Below are 18922 nucleotides of genomic sequence, written 5' to 3' on the forward strand. Positions count from 1 at the left end.
TTGGCTTATTCGATGTAGTAACTGTTTTTGATGAGTTCGTAGTTTTTACATCCTACCTCTTCACCAAGCTCACATGCTTTCTTAAAGAGTTTGACGGCTCGCTCTTCTCTTTGTGCAACACCTTGCCCCGTGTAATACATGCTTCCTAAACGCACGCAGTCCTGCGCACCGCCTGCATCACAACTGTTTTGGTAGTACACGACCGCATATTCATAATTGCCATCGAGTTCATACAAAAGACCCAAATGCGAACAACTACTTGAAAGTCCCCCACTACAGGCACGGTCATAATAATCAACGGCTTTTTGCATATTTTCACTGCCACCTTTGCCATTTTCATAAAAGGTTGCTAAACTCTCACAACTCGCGGCATCACCGTTAACGCAAGCTCGCTCATACAACTCAGCCGCTTTGGCATAGTTCGTTCCTGCATGTCCATTTTCGTACATATACCCAAGACTGGAACAGCCCTTCGCAACGCCCAATGTACAGGCTTGGTTGTAAAGCTCTTTGGCTTTGCTAAAACTTTGTTTCACACCATCGCCCACATGATACATAGCACCTAATTGTAAGCATGCTACACCGTTATTGTGATCGCACTCATTTTGAAGCTCACTCTCGCGTGCAAAATCTAAGGCAAACAGCGCTGAAGTTGCAAATAGTAATACGATTAAAAAGAGTTTTTTCATCCTCTTCTCCTTGCTATCATTTGAATTATTATATTACAATACTGATATGAACGAGACAAAAACAACGATGACAGGTTATAGGGAAGTACCTTTTTTACAGATACGCCGAACTTTGCAGAGTGAACGAGCCTATGAGTCGCATGCACACCCTACCCTTTCCATCGGCTTTATGATGGAGGGGAAGACCTGTTTTCAAACGCCTCATGGTTCATTTTTATTAGAACAAGGTGCTCTTGCCATCATCCCACCACACACGCAACATTCGTGCAATCCTATCAAAGAGAGTAAACGCAGTTACGTTATGGTTTACCTTGATGCTGAGTTTTGCGCACGCATTCAAGCACGACACTTTAAAGAAGCGAGTACGCTTTTACCACTCACATCACCTCTCATTTTCCACAAAGCGTTATTTGAAGAGTTTACACGGATTATTAAAGCACTGATTGAGGGGTATTCACCTTTACATGTAAAAGCATTGGAAGCGTTGTTGGAGACATTTTTTTGGCTTTATACAAAACGTTGTGTCATCCAAGAAACAGAAAAAACACTTCACGATGTGGTGCGCTTTTTGGAGAGTCGTATCGATGAACCACTCAGCCTGAACGATCTTGCCAAACGCTTTGGTCTCAACCCTTTTGTACTTACACGCCATTTCAAACAAGCGTATGGTTGCACACCCAAACACTATTCGCTGGATGTGCGCATCGACCATGCAAAGAAATTGCTTCAAGGAGGTACCCCGCTTGCGCTGTGTGCTCAATACTGCGGTTTCGTAGACCAAAGCCACTTCCACCACTTTTTTAAGCGCCACACCGCTCTCACACCCAAAGAGTACCAAGTCAATTTTATACAATAATTTTTTTTGCGTCTGCTCTATACTTTCACGCAAAAAAGGAACGACATGTTTGAGCCCCAGTTTTTTACCCTCACCTCCATCTACTTTCTAGCCCTTCTCAGCCCGGGTCAAGACTTTTTTCTTATCATCAAGCATGCCTTAACGCATGGGTATCAAAAAGCGTGGTGGAGTTGTGTGGGCATTGCCAGTGGAAACGCACTTTACATCGTTTTAGCATATGTAGGACATGCGTTTTTAAGCCGTTATGCTCTGCTTGTTTCACTCATCGAAATAGGTGGTGCACTTTTTTTACTTTACCTTGGTTTTTTACTGCTTTTGGCACCCAAACCTAGCCTTGAAAATGCTTTACATGTAAAAAGCAAAATGGCGTTTAAACTCTTTGTTCAAGGGCTTTTGTCGGCTCTGCTCAATCCTAAAAATATTCTCTTTTATTTCTCACTTCTTTTTACGATCATCAAGCCAGAAACCGTTTTACATGTAAAGATTTTTTATGCCCTATGGATGATAGGAATGCTGCTAGCATGGGATATGTTTGTGGCACTTATTTTTGGTAACAAAAAAGCGTTAAAGCTTTTTCCTTACCTTTTTGTTGTGCAAAAAGTTGTCGGAGTTGGGCTTATTGGATTTAGCCTCAAACTTGCCCTAGACTGGTTTTATTAACGCCAAATAAGTTTTGAAGTGTCAAAGCCAAGTTGCGTCGCATAAGCCAAGATATGTTCAAGATCAGTTGCAGTCATTTCAGGCGTACGAGAAAGGATCCAAAAATACTCTTGACTCGGCTCACTCACAACAGCATAACGATAATCTTCTGCCAAATCCACAATCCAATAGTTACCATAAAAAGGCCAAAAGAAGGTTACTTTGAGTTTGGCATTGCTCTTTTCATCAACAATGTATGCTCGACCATTTGCCTCTTTTATGCGATTTTCAGTTGTGAGATAACAGCTGTTTTTTACACCAATCATCCCATCTTCGCGCACAGTATAAAATGCTTCCACCGCACCGCATCCACGCTCAAAACGGTGGTCAAAGCGTGCTATCTCATACCAGCGCCCCAGATAACGCTCTACATCTACTGATGCAACCGTAGGAAGCTCATTCGCATACCCAAAAAGTACCATCATACAAAACCCAAGCCATTTTTTCATGCTATTCCTCACATCTGCTTTTTACGCTCATTGTAATCAAAAAGAGTTAAAAAACTTACAAGAGAAGAGATTAGGCTTTACTTTTTAGAAACATCGCCAACTGTGAATCGATGTTTCGAATATGGATGTCAAAACGCTCACCAACACCATTTTTAATGTAATTTTTGGCAAACAGCGTATTACCTTGCATCGCCATAGCCAAAAACTGGCTCATCTCTCCCAGAATTTTTTGATGCTCTTCAAAATGCTCCATAAACCCTTGAAAATTCAGCTCTTTCATGATACGTTCTTCATTGGCAAAATGCTCTTTGGTGTGGTGGATGAGTGCGCTAAAGGAGTCTGTGAAATGAGTGTAGTCAAAAGAGTTGAGTAGCTCGTCACACTCGGTATGGTATGCGTCAAGTTCGGGGCAGTTAAGGCTCAACATTTTCACTCCTTTTTAAAACAGTATAACCTGTTTGATGCAAAAGGAGTGAAGCTTTGATGCTTATTTTTTGGGCTTTTCACCTTTTCCAAAAGGTTTGAAAAAAACAACCAAAAAAGGTGAAAAGAGAAGATCAGAAGCAATCGCAGTAATAAGAACTATCACCGTTAAAAGTCCAAAAATCAACGTTGGTATAAAGTTAGATGTCACCATAACCAAGAAGCCAATGATCGTTGCAAGGGAGTAGTAAAACATCCCAAAGGCTATGGTGCCATGCGCTCTGTGCATCGAAGCAATGTAGTCACCATCAACTTTGAGCTCTTCACGAAAACGGTAATAATAATGGATCGTGTTGTCCACCGTAATACCAAGAGCAATGGAAGCAATGGTAATGCTCATCATATCGAGTGGAATGTTCGCAAAACCCATAATTCCAAAAATTACACTGATAGGAACCATATTCACGGTCATCGCAAGTATGGCAATTTTCAAAGAGCGGAACAGAAATAAGAACATCGCACCTAAAGAGAGTACGGCAAGCCCTAATGTCGATATTTGCGATGAAAAAAGTGACTGTAACATGTTGTTGTAAAGTACCATCATGCCCACAAGACTATAATTTTTTGGATCAAGTCCAACCTCTTTTTCTAAGCCTTGCTGAATCGTTTGAAGCAGTTCATTACGCCTAAGATCTTTGTGGGAATCAACCACACGAATGACAAAACGTGCCTCATCGTGTTCAATATTTACATAAGGTGAAATAAGAATTTTTTTATACTCAGGGGAAAGTTCTTTGTACATGAGTGCCAATTCAAAATTGTCAAAATCCTGCCCCTCCTTAATAATACGCCCAACTTTTGAGAGTGTGCCTAAAGAAGAGACATTGCCAATTTCAGGTAAAGAGAGAAGATAATCGTGTACTTTCAGAATGGTTTCCATCTTCTGCGCCGTAAACCAGTACTTTGCATCATTACGCATAGCATCAAATTCATTTTCAAAACTATCGGTAGTGGTATTGGTATCTGCTTTTGGACTCACTTCAGCTTTGGGAAATTTTACAACGATCTCAAATGGTGTTGTACCCCCTAAATAGTTATCGATCTTTTCCATGCCTTTATAGATCTCAGTATTTTGTTTAAAATAGTTGATAAAACTGTTCTCAACCACCAAACGTGATGCCCCTACAATACTAAATACTGCAAGAAACAAAACCACACCAACAATAATTTTACTATGGTGTTCTACGGTTTGAGCAAAGCTTTCATTGAGTGTAAAAGCTTTATCAAAGGCCATAATAGGGGGTTCTTTTTTGAATAGCATCATCATCGCAGGGAAAAGAGTATAGGTAACAAGTAATGAGAGGGTTACACCTATGTTCATCATATTACCAAGGTCGATAATCGGTAAAATATCGCATGTCATCAACGAGCTAAATCCAGCGACAGAAGTTAAAATAATAAACACAGAAGGAACACTCATGCGCTCAAAGACAACACCCAAAAGCTCTTTTTGCGACAAATCTGGATACATCAAATACTCTTCGCGGTAATTCACAATAAGATGAATCACCAACGAAAGAGTGGTAATCAGTTGCATCGCTACATAATTAGAGGAGATGACAGTTATCTCTAAACCAATGAGAGCATTAACCCCCGTTGTCATCACAAGCGCACTGATGGAAACAACAATAGGAATCACCACAAAACGTATTTGTCGAAAAATGATCCATAAAATTACAACCATAATCACCAAAATAGCACACCCGTAGATAATGATGTCATTTTTAACAAAGCTGATCATATCATCTGCGATCATCATCACTCCACCTAAAAAGAGGTCACCTTCACTTTTGTATGGTTGTAAAACGGCTCTGACATTTTCAATGAGTTGATGTGTTTCATCTCTTGTGGCATCACGATAAGATTTGAACGCCTCTTTGGCTGCTTCAAATTGAAGTTTTTCTTCCTTACTTAAGGCTCGCTCTTGTTCCAAAAGTATAAATTTATTGCGTTTGGTTAAAAGTTCTGTGTATTTAAAATCATCTTTAAGATTGACCATAATTGCTGTGGTTTTAAAATCCAAACTGACAAGATTTTGGGCATATAAAGGGCTGGTTGTCAGCTCTTTTTTTACTAAAGATTTATCAACATTGGGTGATTCCAGTGTTTGTATATTGCCAATGACTTCTTGAATCGGTTTAGCAGGACTCTCCAATAAAGGGACATCCAAAATAGATGTAATGCTTTCAACGCCATCTACTTTAAGTAACGATGCTTGAAGGTTTCTAATCGTCGAAAGTGTTTTCTCTGAAAGAAGATCCTCTTTGGGACTAAAAGAGATGACTAAATAATCAGGACTAACGTAACGACCATGCACTTCACGCGTCATCTTTAAGGCTTGGTCACTTTCAAGTAAAAGCGTTTCAGCAGAAGCATCAATACTTAAATATTTCGTGTAATACCCAAAAACTGCCGAAATAATAGCGACAACCAACAAAACGGCTTTAAAATGAGTGGTAATAAAATGCGTATAGAGTTTTAACATAATGACTCAACTTTCCATTTTAAAATTTAGTGTACTGTTAAGAACAACTCATTTTATAATAATTTGGAGAAATCAGGTGAACGGTTAAGCGAGCGTAGGTTACACAACACACATTAATTGATACTTTTTTTCCACATCTATTTCAAAAGTATTCTCGTAATGCTGATCTTTGTCCTAAGTTATTTTTGTTCTTTTTTAGCATTTTGGAAAGCTTTATCTGCTGATTTTTGCATATCTAAGATTTCTTGTGTTACTTTACTTGTTCCATCTGAAACAGCTTTTGTAATTGTTGAGAGGGTATCAGGTGTCGTGTTGGTTTGATTTAAAGAAGAGAGCTCTTTTACCAAATAAATAAACAGACAAAGCATAACGATATACCAAAGAAAATTAGGAATCCCCAGCGTAGAGTTTTTTTCTTTAGTATTGCCGTTCATCATAAAGAGTCCTAAATCGCTATAGACATTGTTCTCTTTATCGTTTTGATTGTTTTTAGATTGGCTACTGTTTTGAGTAAATTGCGCAAGCAAATCGAGAGTATGATTTTCTTTATGAAACATGGGGAACACTTTTATTTTGAAACGCTCTATTGTTGTGACAGACTACATTATAATTCATATTTTGTTATTTCATGATAGATTTGGCTTACATTTAAAACCATATGCGAATTATAGCACTTTAGCCATAATCTTCTTGCATGAAAATCAACATTTATGAAGAACATCATCGTAATGCGAAAAGTTTAAAAGGATTTATATTTTTTGAAAGAAGAGTGAGATAAACCATAGTGGCGGACAGAGAGAGATTTGAACTCTCGGTCAGGTTACCCCGACGCATCCTTAGCAGGGATGTGGTTTCAGCCGCTCACCCATCTGTCCATTAAAAAGTAGAGTGCAAGTATAGCAAAAGTATCTAATAAATGGCTTAAGAGAAAGCTCTTAAGCCATTTATTGATTAAATATAAGCGGAATCTTGCGATTTTAAAAGTCTATCAAGCAGTTTTTGAAGCTTTTGCACGCTTGCTTGATCTGTTTTTTTCGCCTCTTCAATCTTATCTTTAAGCATTACGACGAGCTTAACACCTTCTATAAAATGCATTGGGTACTCCTTTAGATCAGATTATGATCTAAAAAAGCAAAACTTATTCCCCAGAAGGAGGTATTTCACTCACAGGATCAAACTGCGGATGTTTAATGACACCTTCATAAAAAACTGTGCAATTTTCATCACTCTTTTTTAGAATATTTTGTACGATTTTTGGTTTAGTTGAAAAAGAGAGCACAACGTTACTCAAAGCCGTAATGGTGGAATCGTCCACTTTAAGTGAAGGTTTTGCTAATGTCCCGTTAAATTTTTGCTCAACGAGAGCACATCCTTTTGAATCCAAAAGAGCGGTTTTAAAATCAATCAGCTTTTCATCCACAATATTCACAGTGCCTTTCATTGCGGCTCTATTATGTGTTGTACTCAGTGCAACATCCGTAAAATGGACTTCAGAATAGCCTATGTCAATTTTTGTGTTCGCTTCTTTAATCGAAGTCATACCACCCTTAAAAGCATTGAAACCTGACATCAAACTACCAAAATTAAAAGCATGCGCATTTTGTTGTCTAGGATCAAGCAAGGAAGCAATTTTATCGAGGTCATACCCTTTCAGTATTATCTCTTCACCAAAAAGCTGTACAAACCCGTGGAGTGTGCTTTTCAGGGTATAAGAATCTCCTACAAAAAAGGAGAGTTTAAACTCACCATTTGCAGTACCTTCAAGAAGATCTTTATTCCAAAGCTCTTTTGAAAGACTCGCTAATTTTAAGCCAACAAGTTTGCTTTTGAGCGATATTTTGGGCTGTTTGCCACTCAGATCAAACTTACCGCTTCCCGTAATAGGCGTATCAAAAAGAGTGTATTGGAGATTCTCACTGATGGCAATACCATCTTTCATTTCAAAAGGCATTGAAATGTTTCGAAGCGTGTACTCGCCATAGGCGATCTTATCAATATGAACATCTGCACTAAAAGAGAGACTTTGAAGTTTCTGTTTTATAGGATCACGGTTGATTTTATACGTATCAAGGTTAATCGCATCAAAAACTATTTTAGTTGTATTGTTGTTTTCGCTATACGTTACATTCGCATTGCTAAATTTGACTTTTTTAATATCGCCAAAGACCGTTGTATTACAGTCTCCTTTTTCAAGTGTGACATTGTTTTCTTTGTTCTTTTTATCTGTTGTTTTGGGGGCTAGAGGTGTTAATTCATAATTGTATTTGCCCTCTTTTGATTTTTCAATCATCAATGTAAGGCTATCAATTGCCACATCTTTGACTTTAATCTCTTTTTTGAGCAGTGATGAAACATCAAGTGCTACATCAAAGCTTCCAATTTTAGCAAAAGGAGTTTCAGTGCGATACGCTGGATTCATAATTTCAACATCAGAAATGCTCACGCCGACAGGGGACAGAGTAAGTGTTATATCACCACGAATGATAATTTCATAACCTATACTCTCTTTAAGTGCTTTATGAATGCGTGGTTTGTATTCATTAAAATCAATGACTTTGATAAGAAAGAAAAATGCAGCGATGATAAAAGCAAAAAACAACACTATACTGAGCACTATCTTCTGAAACATTTTTCCCTCTTAGTAACTAAATATTTTCAATAATTTTTTTAACGACGCCCAAAGGATCGCTACTGTGATAAATCGGTCTTCCCACAACAATAAAATCAGATTTTTCTGCTTGTGCTGTGGCTAAATCCGCTACTCTTTCTTGATCATTACTGCTCTCTCCAAAAGGACGAATCCCTGGCGTGAGGGTTAAAAATGAAGTAGCAGTATGTTCTTTTATGCTCAAGCTTTCATACACCGAACAAACCACACCATGAAGCCCACTCACATGCGCATCTTTAGCAAAATCAACTGCTTTTTGTGCGATGGGAGCATGATAGACTGCTTCAAAAGAGGCGTTATCAAAACTGGTAAGTGCTGTTACTGCTAAGACTATCGGCGGATTAGCAAATGCATTGACCCGATCCATAACCATTTTCATGGCTTTTATGCCACTTGAAGCGTGAACATTAAACATATCCACCCCCAAGCCTACCATCGATTCTGCGGCATCAGCCATTGTGTTAGGAATGTCATAGATCTTAAGATCCAAAAATATTTTGAAATTGGGGTTAATCGCTTTCATCTCTCTAAGCAACGCTTCACCATCTCGGATATAAGAGCGAAGCCCAACTTTAAGCCAGACATCTTCACTTTTAAGTTTTCGAATCAGTGCTAGATTTTCTTCTTTACTCGGTAAATCAAGCGCAACGCAAAGCTTCATTATTTACCCTCTGTATCTTTACAAATAGCGTCAAGAACACCATTGATAAATTTAGGGCTTGTCTCGTTGCACAATTTTTTTGCAAGCTCAATTGCTTCATTGATAACAACAGCATTATCAAGCTCGGAATATAAAATCTCATAACCACCCAGTCTTAATATCGCACGCTCTAACATACCAATTTCACTGAGGTTCCACTCTTTAAGATGAAGATTGATCGCTTCATCAATAACACTCAAATGCTCTTTTACACCACGGTATAACTCAAGTGCAAACTCTTTTTGTTGATTACGAATTTTTTTCTCTTCAAAAAGCTCGTCAATAAATTTTTCAATACCTGCATTTCCAATATCTTCTGCGTATAGAAGGGTAATAATACTCTCTCGTACTTGATGTCGTGTTGCCAAAACAGTTCCTTATAGGTTTTTATAAAGGCTAATCAGTTCGATAAGTCCAGTCATTGCTTCAAAGCCTTTATTGCCTGCTTTACTTCCTGCACGCTCAATCGCTTGCTCAATGTTATCGGTCGTTAAAACACCGTACGTTACTGGTTTTTGGTATTTAAGTGCTGTGCTTGCAACCCCTTTGGTTGCTTCGGCTGCTACATAGTCAAAATGAGGTGTACTACCACGAATAACTGCGCCAACACAACATACAGCATCATACTTTCCAGCACTTAAAATTTTGTCTAAGGCTAAAGGGATTTCATACGCGCCTGGAACTAAAATAAGATCTAAATTTTTCTCATCGCCACCATGACGAATAAATGCATCTTTTGCACCTTCTACCAAACGATCTGTAATAATGTGGTTAAAACGACTGTTAATAATCGCTACTTTTTCTTTACCAGTAAGGGAGAGTTTTCCTTCAATAATATTCATAATTTTCCTTTTTACTTTTTCTTATAATACACTATTTTTCGTTACAGTTTAATTAGAGGAGTTATGTTGGCTACTTAAAGATACCTAGAGGCTTGCCAATTGGTAAAAATAGCTTTCCAAAATGTTTATTAAGAAGCATGGCTCCTGAGCCGTAAAAAGAGAGAAATGCAATGCCAAGTTCCGCATATGCAGCGAGCGTATGCGCACTATGAAACCAACCAAAAACATCCCCAATAAGTCCAAAGAAAAGAAGATCAATCAATAAAAAGATAATAAGTAAAACTTTGTTCGTTTCAACGGCACCAAGCGTCATAAAAAGGCTAAAAATCAGATAACCAACAAATGCAAATCCTAGTTGCTTTGTATCGGCTTGTGACGAAAGAACTTCACCAAAAATCCCCATTTTTATCAGCCAAGACAATGCTATGCCAAACCAAAAAAAAGCATAAGCCCCAAAAGCAGTTGCCCCAAAAGTATTATTGTGTTTAAAGTCAAAGAAGCAAGCAATAAGCTGAACAAAGGCTCCCAAAAAAATAGCCCAAGGCAAAACAAGCGATAAACCTGATGTTATCCCTAATTTTTGCGATGAAGCGACAAGTGTTACCATCGCCAACCCAAACAGCCCTAGTGGCGTTGGGTCAGCAACAATAGTTTTAATCTGTTGAATTTCTTGGCTCACAATACACTCTCCCTTATTTAAAAATAAAGAAAGAATTGTAATCTAACCTTCTAATAATCGTGTGACAATTTACTTTTTCTTCCACACACTGACATGTAAAGATTTAACAACTTCTTTTCGCGCACTTTCATGGATATTTAAATGCATTTCCACAGGTGCGCTATGTAAATCAAAGAAAGCCGATAAATGGTCATTTAACGCATCAAATGTGCTGTACTTTTCACCATTTTTCTTAAAACCTCCGAGCCATTTTGTACGCGGCGTTTTAACTTCATCCCAGTCATAGCTACTTGCGATGATTAAAAAACCATTTTGATTTAACCGCTCTTTAATATTTTTCAAAAAAAGTGCAGGATCGTACAACGTATCAAGGACATCATTGGCTAAAATGAGGTCATATCCATTAAAATAAGGCTTCATATTGTGCGGATCGGCTTGCCAAAATTCGACTTTTTGACGCGTTGGGTCAATGCCAAAATCACTTAGATTTTTTTCATTAAAGGAAGCAAGTTCCCCCTCTTCTTTAAGAGCATATTTGAGCTTGCCACTCTCTTTAAAGTTTGTTGCAAGTCTAACCACACGCGCTGTAAATTCGATGCCATGAACCATTGCAAACTCTTTGGCAAGGACATACGTTCCTCGTCCCGCACCACAACCTATTTCAAGGGCTCTGCTTTTTGAACCACCCAGTTCAAGACAAAAATCCGCCATTGCTTCATAGTAATTATTCTCTTTTTCGCCAAAGTGCGCATCACAGATTTTGGAGAGTGCAAAGTCAGTCTCGTAAAAAACCGAGTGTGTCTCCACTGGCTCAGTAGATTCGACGTAGCGAAAACCTGCATGTTGGTAAAAATGACGACGAAACGCATAGCGAGACGCTCTGATTATCTCATTGCCTGTGCTAATCCACGAACCGCCTTTTAAAATGTTATGTCTATCATCAAACGTGGGCACTGAAAAATCATCGTAAAGCGGATGAACAGCAAAGCCATCAAAACCATTCATTGGCGTTTCAGTCCACTGCCATACATTGCCGATGATATCGTAAAAATCGCCAAAGGCAAACGTGTCAACAGGCACAGAAGACGCAAAATACTCTAGATTAACATTGGCAGGTGCTTTGTCCCAAAAGGGCTCTTCAACCTCTACATGCCTATCTCGTAAAACATACCACTCTTCTTCACTTGGTAGGCGAATGGATTTGCCAGTTTTTGCACTTTTCCAATTACAAAATGCCTTCGCTTCGAGGTAGTTAATCTCTACAGGCCAACTTAGAGGCATTGAAATTTCTTCTGCTACTAAACGAAGTGCGTAACCTTCATTAGTCTTACGCCAAAAAAGAGGCATGGTAGCATTTTTATAGCTTTTCCACTTCCACCCTTCTTCATTCCAAAAGGTTTCATTTTCATAACCTCCATCTTCGATAAAGCCCAAGAATTCGGCATTACTCACAAGGTATTTGGAAGCTTTGAAGTCTTTGACATCTTTGACATGTAAACCATATTCGTTATCCCAACCGTAAAGTGCATCGTCTTTTTTCTTCTCTAAACGAAGGATTGAACCTTTGACACTTAGCAATGAATTTTCCACAACGGGTGTGTCGAATGGGCAAACTTTCCAAAAATCGCTGGACTTTACTTTTTCTAAGGGAAGCTGGCGAATCAGTACAGAAGAGGTTTCAAGATGAATACGCTCATGCTCAATTCCCATCATAATAGCCCAAAATGGGCTTTCCCATGAAATAGGCATCACCAGAGGCAAGGTATCAATCAGCTCTAAAATTTTCGTTTTGACCTGCTCTCGATAAGTCTTAATCTCAGAGATTTGAGGCCATTTGTAGTTTGATTGGTTCAGATCATCCCAACTCATTTCATCCACACCAATCGCAAATATCGACTCGAATGTCGGGTTGATACGCTTGTCAATTAACTTAGCAAGAACGAGTTTATTGATAAAAAACGTCGCTGTATGTCCAAAATAAAAAACAAGCGGATGACGTAGAGGATCGGCCGTGAGGTAGTAACTCTCCTCATCCTTCATCAGCTCAAAGAGCTTCTCATACACCGTATAGGTTTTGAGAAAATACTCTTTGATCTCCGCTCTTTTTTGCTCTGCTGTTCCCACATTGAGAAGAATGTTACGCGTTGGGATAAGTTGCATGTTATGCCTTTAAGCTGTCTTGAATCGCTTTAATATCTTTAAGTGCCAAAGCTAAATCATCAAGATCAAGCATATTCGGACCATCACAGAGTGCCTCACATGGATTGAAGTGTGTTTCAAAGAAGAAACCATCCACACCAACAGCGGCAGCTGAACGTGAAAGTGGGCGCACAAACTCACGTTTTCCACCGCTTTTTCCACCTTCCGTTCCTGGCATTTGTACGGAGTGAGTCGCATCAAAAACAACAGGAGCAAACTCACGCATAATGACAAAACTTCTGGCATCAACAACTAAATTACCATAACCAAAGGTACTACCACGCTCCGTGAGCCACACACCTGCTTTCTTAGCCGCCTCATACCCCTCTTCTTTTACACCTCTGGTATCCAAAACTTTTTTAACCGAATAGCGCATATCCGCAGGGTTTAAAAATTGCCCTTTTTTGATGTTCACCACACATTTTGTTTGTGCTGCTGCAACCAAAAGGTCGGTCTGACGACATAAAAATGCTGGGATTTGAAGCACATCAACGACTTCCCCTACAGGCTTTGCTTGGGTGTAGTCATGAATATCGGTTAAAAGTTTGTAGCCAAACTGAGATCTTACCTCATCCAAAAGTTTCAAGCCTGCATCCATTCCAGGGCCACGAAAGCTGTCGATACTGGTACGGTTTGCTTTATCAAAACTCGATTTAAAATAAAAATCTATACTGGGGTCTTCGTGATAACTCATTAATTTTTCTGCAACCCTAAAAAGGTTGTCTCTGCTTTCAATGACACAAGGTCCTGCGATTAAAATCACTCTTTCTCCTTTGCTACGATAATTCCGCTTAAAACGACTAAGAGTATACCAAATAGTCCAATAATATCTGGTAAACCATCTCCTAATATCACTCCGATAATGAGTGAGAAAAAGATAATCGAATACCCAGCCGCCCCAACAACGCCTGCACGAGTGGTTGCAAATGCTTTGGTCATATAGACTTGCCCAATTGCGCCAGAAATCCCCATAAGCAAGATATAAAGCCACTGCATACCAACAGGAGCGATAAAATGCCCAAGCATAAAATCAAACATAGGCGTATGAAAAAATTCACTCAAAAGCATAAAAAGTGCGGGAAAAATGGTACCAGTAGAGACAAACGCTAAAACGATAACCCGCGTATCATACACTCGGTTAAGCTCTCGCACGCTGGTATAGGCAAGTGCCGCACCAAGGCCACTAAACAGACCAAAAAGATCGGTCTTTGAAAGCATCAAACCGTTGGGTTTCATCACAAGAACAATGCCTAAAAAACCTATAAAAACAGCCAACCACGCTTTCCAGCCCATGCGCTCTTTCAAAAAGAAAAAAGCAAGAATAGCCGTAAAAATGGGTGCTGTTCGAGAAAATGTAATGGCATCAGCCAGAGGAATATGTGCTATATTGTAGAAAAACACCAACATGGAAGCAAAGCCAATGAGCGCACGGAAAAGAAGAAGCCAAGGCTTTCCACCCACTTGTTTAATCGGAAGTTTAAAAATACTAAGTGCGACAATAGTCATCGTAATACCATTACGAAAAAAGACCACTTCTACCGAATCCATATTTTGACTCAGAACCTTAGCAAATGCCCCATCGAACGCAAAACTAAACGAGGAGATCAGCATAAACAAGACTCCCTTGTTAATACTGCCTATAAACTGTCTCAAAATGACTCCGATCAACACTATATTGTACGGCATCTTAATCAATTCCGTGTTAAAATCCGTTGATATTTCCATCGTAAACACGAGTAAAAAGTACGGATCTTCAACATCTTTTAAAATATCACCTTTTAGAGATGCACGATTACGTTTAATGTCATCGCAATAAATACTCTTCTAGCAAATTTTTTACTTAAAATCTTATGGAATATAAATTGTGGTTCACTGTTTGCTTTCCCATCCCAAACGCTCTATGCAGAGGGTTTACCAAAATAACAGCAAACACAGAGTATAATCAACCTAATTATGCAATAAAGGTTACTATGAAAAAAATAGCAATTATCGGGCTACCCAATGTGGGTAAAAGCTCCCTTTTTAATCGTATCGCTAAACAGCGCATTGCGATTACTTCTGATTTCAGCGGAACAACTCGTGACATTAAAAGCCATCAAGTTTATATCACTGAAAAACCATGTCTTCTTTTAGACACTGGAGGACTTGACAAATCAACAGAACTTTTTGAAAATGTTCACAACATGTCGATGGAAGCTGCCAAAATAGCAGACATCATCGTTATGGTGGTTGATGGGAAAATGCTTCCAAGTGATGAAGAGAAAAAAATATTTTATGCACTTCAAGCACGTAAAAAGCCTATCGCTTTGGTTATCAACAAGATTGATAACGACAAAGAAATGGAACGCGCTTGGGAATTTGATGAATTTGGCGCAGACAATGTTTTTCCTATCTCCGTGTCACACAACCGTGGCGTAAGTGCTCTTTTAGAATGGATTGGCGATTTACTCCCTGCTGTTGAAGGTGCCACTCCTCCGCCAAGTGAAGAAGAATCTGAAGAAAATGACGCATTTGAAGATGATTGGGAAGATGATGATGAATTTGCAGAAGAAGACGAAGAGATCATCCCTGACGTTATAGAGCAAGTCGAAACCAATCAGATCAATGTTGCCATCATAGGACGTGTTAATGTGGGTAAAAGCTCTCTTTTAAACGCTCTGGTGGGGAAACAACGTGCCGTCGTCAGTAGTGTGGCTGGAACAACCATCGACCCTGTGGATGAATCAATCGAATATCAAGATAAAGTCATTAACTTTGTTGACACTGCGGGACTTCGTCGTCGTGGTAAAATTGAAGGCATTGAGAAGTTTGCACTGATGCGAACCAAAGAGATGTTGGAGCGTGCCAACATCGCCTTACTTGTTTTAGATACCAGCGAGCCTTTTTTGGAACTCGATGAGCGTATTGCAGGGCTTGTGGAAGAAAACCACCTTGCGTGTATTATTGTTCTGAACAAATGGGACAATCCACTTGCCGATTTTGAAAAAATCACCGCAGAAGTACGAGACCGATTTAAATTTCTCTCTTATGCACCACTCATTACCGTCTCAGCAAAGAGTAAACAACGCGTCTTTAAAATCAAAGATATGATTTTAGATGTCTATGCAAACTATTCGCAGCATCTTCCGACCCGTCAACTGAATGAAATTATTAAGCAAGCGACAATCAGGCATCAGATTCCAAGTGATCACTCTAAAATTGTCAAAATTTATTTTGCAACGCAGTACCTCACAAAGCCACCACGTATTGCGCTTGTTATGAATAAACCTCGATCACTACACTTTAGTTACAAACGCTACCTTGCCAATAAATTGCGTGAAAACTTTAACTTAGAAGGCTCACCAATTCTTCTTTATCCACGTGCAAAAGGCGAGAGAGATAACGAACAGGAAGACAACGGTGCTGAATCTTAAAAACAAGAATATCGTTTTTATCGGTTTTATGGGCGTTGGTAAAGGTACCATCGCTAGGGCACTTATCAAAAGAACCAAGCGCTTCGGTCTTGATACCGATGATCTCATCGAAAGTATGGAAAACCGTAAAATCAAAGCTATTTTTGAAACTGATGGTGAAGCTTACTTTCGCAAGTTAGAGAAAAAAACAGCCAAATGGCTTGAAAAAAATGTAAAAAATGCCATTATCTCAACAGGTGGTGGCTTTTTTAAAGTCGAAAACCTCGATCGAATTGGCACAATTATTTATTTGAAATCAAGCTTTGAAGGTATTTTAAAAAGATTGAAAGAGCATGAAAATGCTGATCTTAAACTTGCTAAACGCCCTCTTCTTACCGATGAAGCTAAAGCAAAAGCTTTATTTGAAGAACGTTCTTCTTTGTATGAAGCCAAGGCAGATATTATCATTGATGTTGAAGAGCGCAGCGTAAACGAAATCGTACAAGATTTAATCACACTGCTTCATTTAAAAGAGAAAAAAGATAAAGAGTAGGACAGATTTATGAGAGTATTAACAGGAATTCAACCCTCTGGTGCGCTTCACATAGGTAACTATTTTGGCGCGATCAAACAGATGATCGACCTTCAAGAAAAGAGCGATTTGTTTATTTTTATCCCCAACTACCATGCACTCACCTCCTTAAAAGACGGCATAGCCCTTAAAAATAACACCCTTGATGCCGCCATTAACTTTTTAAGTCTTGGTATTGACCCTACAAAAGCCACATTGTGGGCACAGTCTGATGTCAAAGAGGTATTAGAACTCTACTGGATACTCTCAGGCTACACACCTATGGGGCTTTTAGAGCGAGCCCACAGTTACAAAGACAAAGTGGCGAAAGGCATTGCAGCGAACCATTCACTTTTTTCTTACCCTGTTTTGATGGCAGCCGATATTTTGCTCTACGATGCTGAAATTATTCCTGTAGGAAAAGATCAAATCCAACATGTTGAAATCACGCGTGACATTGCGATTAAATTTAACAATGATTTTGGCGAAATTTTCAAAGTGCCTGAATTTAAAGTAGATGAAAACGTCGCTACTGTTCCAGGCCTTGATGGCGCGAAGATGAGCAAAAGCTATGGCAACACCATTGATATTTTCTGCACCGAAAAAGAGCTCAAGAAAGCAACGTCGCGCATCGTGACTGACTCAACCCCTATGGAAGAGCCAAAAGACTATGCTACCTGCAATGTTTACGCTCTGGCTAAACTCTTTTTAGAAAATGACGAAGTAGTTGCATTGCAAGCGCGCTATCTTAAAGGTGGCGAAGGCTATGGTCACTTTAAAGCTTATCTCAATGACCTTATTTGGGGTTATTTTGCATCTGCTCGGGAGAAAAGAGCGTATTATTTAGACCATAAAGAAGAAGTATTGGCTATTTTGGATGAAGGTGCGAGTAAAGCTCGTAAAATTGCCACTGAAAAGATGCGCGTCATTCGTGATCTTGTTGGAATTTATCGCTAAGGGATAGTATGTTAGATATTAAATTAATTCAGAATGATTTTGAAAACGTAGCACAAAGCCTACGAAAGAAAAAAGTGGATGAAACGCTTCTTGAAGAGCTTCGCACCATTTCATTGGAACTTAAAAGTGCTCGCCTTGTACTAGAGCCACTTCAAGCAGAACAAAATGCTAAAAGTAAACTCTTTGGCGCTTATGCAAAAGAAGGCAAAGATGTTAATGCTCTCAAAGCCGAACTTTCTCTAAACAAAGAAAAAATAGCAGAAGCTACTGAAATTGTAAGAGCCTTAGAAGAAAAATTAGAATCTCTTGCAACAATCATCCCCAATATGCCCTCTCCTCTTGTACCTGATGGCGAAGATGAAAATGACAATGTGGAACTCAAACGTGTCCTTGAACCTCGCACATTCTCATTTACACCCAAAGAGCACTGGGATATCGATATTAAACAAAATTGGATCGACTTTGAGCGTGGTGTAAAACTTGCTAAAAGCCGTTTTAGTGTTTTGAAAAACGAAGCTGCAAAACTAGAGCGTGCACTTATAAATTACATGCTTGATTTTAATACCAAACGAGGATTTCAAGAGGTTGCAGTTCCTTACATCGTTAACCGCGAAACCCTTATGGGCACAGGTCAGCTTCCTAAATTTGAAGATGATCTTTTCAAAATCGATGGCGAAGATCTCTTCTTAATTCCTACTGCTGAAGTGCCTGTTACCAATCTTTTCAGAGATGAAATTTTAAGCGTTGAAGAGCTGCCTTTAAAAATGACTGCGTATTCTGCATGTTTCAGAAAAGAGGCAGGCAGTGCGGGTAGAGATACCAGAGGCATGATTCGCCAACATCAATTTGACAAAGTCGAACTTGTCTGTATCACCACACCAGAGCAAAGTGAAGCCGTCTTTGAAGAGATGCTCTCTTGTGCATCAGACCTTTTAACTTCACTGGGACTTCCACACCGCCACTTGATGCTTTGTGGAGGCGATCTTGGATTTAGTGCGGCAAAGACGGTTGACCTTGAAGTATGGCTCCCTGGGCAAAATCGCTACCGTGAAATTAGCTCTGTTTCCAATACATTTGATTTTCAAGCACGTCGTGCCAAAATTCGTTTCAAAGAAGATGGTAAAAACCGCTTAGTACACACACTTAATGGCTCTTCTTTGGCGGTGGGTCGAACACTCATTGCTATTATGGAGAATTATCAACAAGAAGATGGCAGCATTGCTATCCCTGAAGTTTTGAAAAAGTATATGTAA

General features: G+C 39.2%; 20 protein-coding genes and 1 tRNA gene. 6 read left to right on the forward strand and 15 right to left on the reverse strand.

The features are described from left to right. Positions 1–5: 5 nt before the first annotated feature. The gene (locus tag V7Q04_RS08145) at positions 6–689 is read right to left on the reverse strand and encodes a tetratricopeptide repeat protein (RefSeq protein WP_333804503.1); all 684 of its coding nucleotides are present in this window, start codon (positions 687–689) and stop codon (positions 6–8) included. A 46-nt stretch (positions 690–735) separates the two neighbouring features. Here V7Q04_RS08145 and V7Q04_RS08150 point away from each other — a divergent pair, with 46 nt between their 5' ends. Both V7Q04_RS08150 and V7Q04_RS08155 read left to right on the forward strand, forming a co-directional pair. After that, positions 736–1545 (forward strand): AraC family transcriptional regulator, encoded by an 810-nt coding sequence (locus V7Q04_RS08150; protein WP_333804504.1) that lies wholly within the window; start codon positions 736–738, stop codon positions 1543–1545. Positions 1546–1590: 45 nt separating this feature from the next. Continuing rightward, positions 1591–2205, forward strand: coding sequence for a LysE family translocator (locus V7Q04_RS08155; protein ID WP_333804505.1), 615 nt, complete (start codon positions 1591–1593; stop codon positions 2203–2205). Here V7Q04_RS08155 and V7Q04_RS08160 read toward each other — a convergent pair. The 14 genes from V7Q04_RS08160 to V7Q04_RS08225 all read right to left on the reverse strand — a co-directional run bounded on the left by V7Q04_RS08160 (position 2202) and on the right by V7Q04_RS08225 (position 14435). Next, on the reverse strand, positions 2202–2693 hold the full coding sequence (locus V7Q04_RS08160) for a lipocalin family protein (RefSeq protein WP_333804506.1): 492 nt from the start codon (positions 2691–2693) through the stop codon (positions 2202–2204). The two genes, V7Q04_RS08155 and V7Q04_RS08160, sit on opposite strands and share 4 nt — an antisense overlap. A gap of 70 nt (positions 2694–2763) precedes the next feature. After that, positions 2764–3120, reverse strand: a complete 357-nt coding sequence (locus V7Q04_RS08165; protein ID WP_333804507.1) for a bacteriohemerythrin — start codon at positions 3118–3120, stop codon at positions 2764–2766. A gap of 60 nt (positions 3121–3180) precedes the next feature. Next, on the reverse strand, positions 3181–5661 hold the full coding sequence (locus tag V7Q04_RS08170) for an efflux RND transporter permease subunit (RefSeq protein WP_333804508.1): 2481 nt from the start codon (positions 5659–5661) through the stop codon (positions 3181–3183). Positions 5662–5840: 179 nt separating this feature from the next. Then, positions 5841–6218 carry a hypothetical protein gene (locus V7Q04_RS08175; RefSeq protein WP_333804509.1) on the reverse strand — a complete coding sequence of 126 codons (378 nt, stop codon included), beginning with the start codon at positions 6216–6218 and terminating at the stop codon, positions 5841–5843. Positions 6219–6446: 228 nt separating this feature from the next. After that, positions 6447–6536 (reverse strand) — tRNA-Ser (locus V7Q04_RS08180). 76 nt (positions 6537–6612) lie between these two features. Further along, complete coding sequence (locus V7Q04_RS08185) at positions 6613–6756, reverse strand: hypothetical protein (protein ID WP_333804510.1); 144 nt, start codon at positions 6754–6756, stop codon at positions 6613–6615. A 43-nt stretch (positions 6757–6799) separates the two neighbouring features. Beyond that, positions 6800–8290, reverse strand: a complete 1491-nt coding sequence (locus V7Q04_RS08190; protein WP_333804511.1) for an AsmA family protein — start codon at positions 8288–8290, stop codon at positions 6800–6802. Between the two features lie 16 nt (positions 8291–8306). Continuing rightward, on the reverse strand, positions 8307–8990 hold the full coding sequence (gene pyrF / locus V7Q04_RS08195) for an orotidine-5'-phosphate decarboxylase (RefSeq protein WP_333804512.1): 684 nt from the start codon (positions 8988–8990) through the stop codon (positions 8307–8309). After that, on the reverse strand, positions 8990–9397 hold the full coding sequence (gene nusB, locus V7Q04_RS08200; RefSeq protein ID WP_333804513.1) for a transcription antitermination factor NusB: 408 nt from the start codon (positions 9395–9397) through the stop codon (positions 8990–8992). The genes pyrF and nusB overlap by 1 nt, the downstream gene beginning before the upstream one ends. Positions 9398–9406: 9 nt before the next feature. Further along, the gene (gene ribH, locus V7Q04_RS08205; protein WP_333804514.1) at positions 9407–9871 is read right to left on the reverse strand and encodes a 6,7-dimethyl-8-ribityllumazine synthase; all 465 of its coding nucleotides are present in this window, start codon (positions 9869–9871) and stop codon (positions 9407–9409) included. Positions 9872–9941: 70 nt separating this feature from the next. Continuing rightward, positions 9942–10550 (reverse strand): acetate uptake transporter, encoded by a 609-nt coding sequence (locus V7Q04_RS08210; RefSeq protein ID WP_333804515.1) that lies wholly within the window; start codon positions 10548–10550, stop codon positions 9942–9944. A gap of 69 nt (positions 10551–10619) precedes the next feature. Then, complete coding sequence (ovoA, locus tag V7Q04_RS08215) at positions 10620–12710, reverse strand: 5-histidylcysteine sulfoxide synthase (RefSeq protein WP_333804516.1); 2091 nt, start codon at positions 12708–12710, stop codon at positions 10620–10622. A 1-nt stretch (position 12711) separates the two neighbouring features. Beyond that, complete coding sequence (gene kdsA / locus V7Q04_RS08220; protein WP_333804517.1) at positions 12712–13512, reverse strand: 3-deoxy-8-phosphooctulonate synthase; 801 nt, start codon at positions 13510–13512, stop codon at positions 12712–12714. Next, complete coding sequence (locus V7Q04_RS08225; protein WP_333804518.1) at positions 13509–14435, reverse strand: DMT family transporter; 927 nt, start codon at positions 14433–14435, stop codon at positions 13509–13511. The genes kdsA and V7Q04_RS08225 overlap by 4 nt, the downstream gene beginning before the upstream one ends. A 284-nt stretch (positions 14436–14719) precedes the next feature. Here V7Q04_RS08225 and der point away from each other — a divergent pair, with 284 nt between their 5' ends. From der to serS, 4 genes are read left to right on the forward strand one after another with little or no spacing between them, the layout of a single operon-like run. Continuing rightward, complete coding sequence (der, locus tag V7Q04_RS08230; RefSeq protein ID WP_333804519.1) at positions 14720–16162, forward strand: ribosome biogenesis GTPase Der; 1443 nt, start codon at positions 14720–14722, stop codon at positions 16160–16162. Next, positions 16152–16694 (forward strand): shikimate kinase, encoded by a 543-nt coding sequence (locus V7Q04_RS08235; protein WP_333804708.1) that lies wholly within the window; start codon positions 16152–16154, stop codon positions 16692–16694. The genes der and V7Q04_RS08235 overlap by 11 nt, the downstream gene beginning before the upstream one ends. Before the next feature lie 9 nt (positions 16695–16703). Next, entirely contained in the window at positions 16704–17669 is a 966-nt protein-coding gene (gene trpS / locus V7Q04_RS08240; RefSeq protein ID WP_333804520.1) for a tryptophan--tRNA ligase, read from the forward strand. 8 nt (positions 17670–17677) lie between these two features. After that, the gene (gene serS, locus V7Q04_RS08245) at positions 17678–18922 is read left to right on the forward strand and encodes a serine--tRNA ligase (RefSeq protein WP_333804521.1); all 1245 of its coding nucleotides are present in this window, start codon (positions 17678–17680) and stop codon (positions 18920–18922) included.

Source organism: Sulfurospirillum sp. (genome assembly GCF_036802865.1).
In the GTDB taxonomy this organism is placed as follows: Bacteria; Campylobacterota; Campylobacteria; order Campylobacterales; family Sulfurospirillaceae; genus Sulfurospirillum.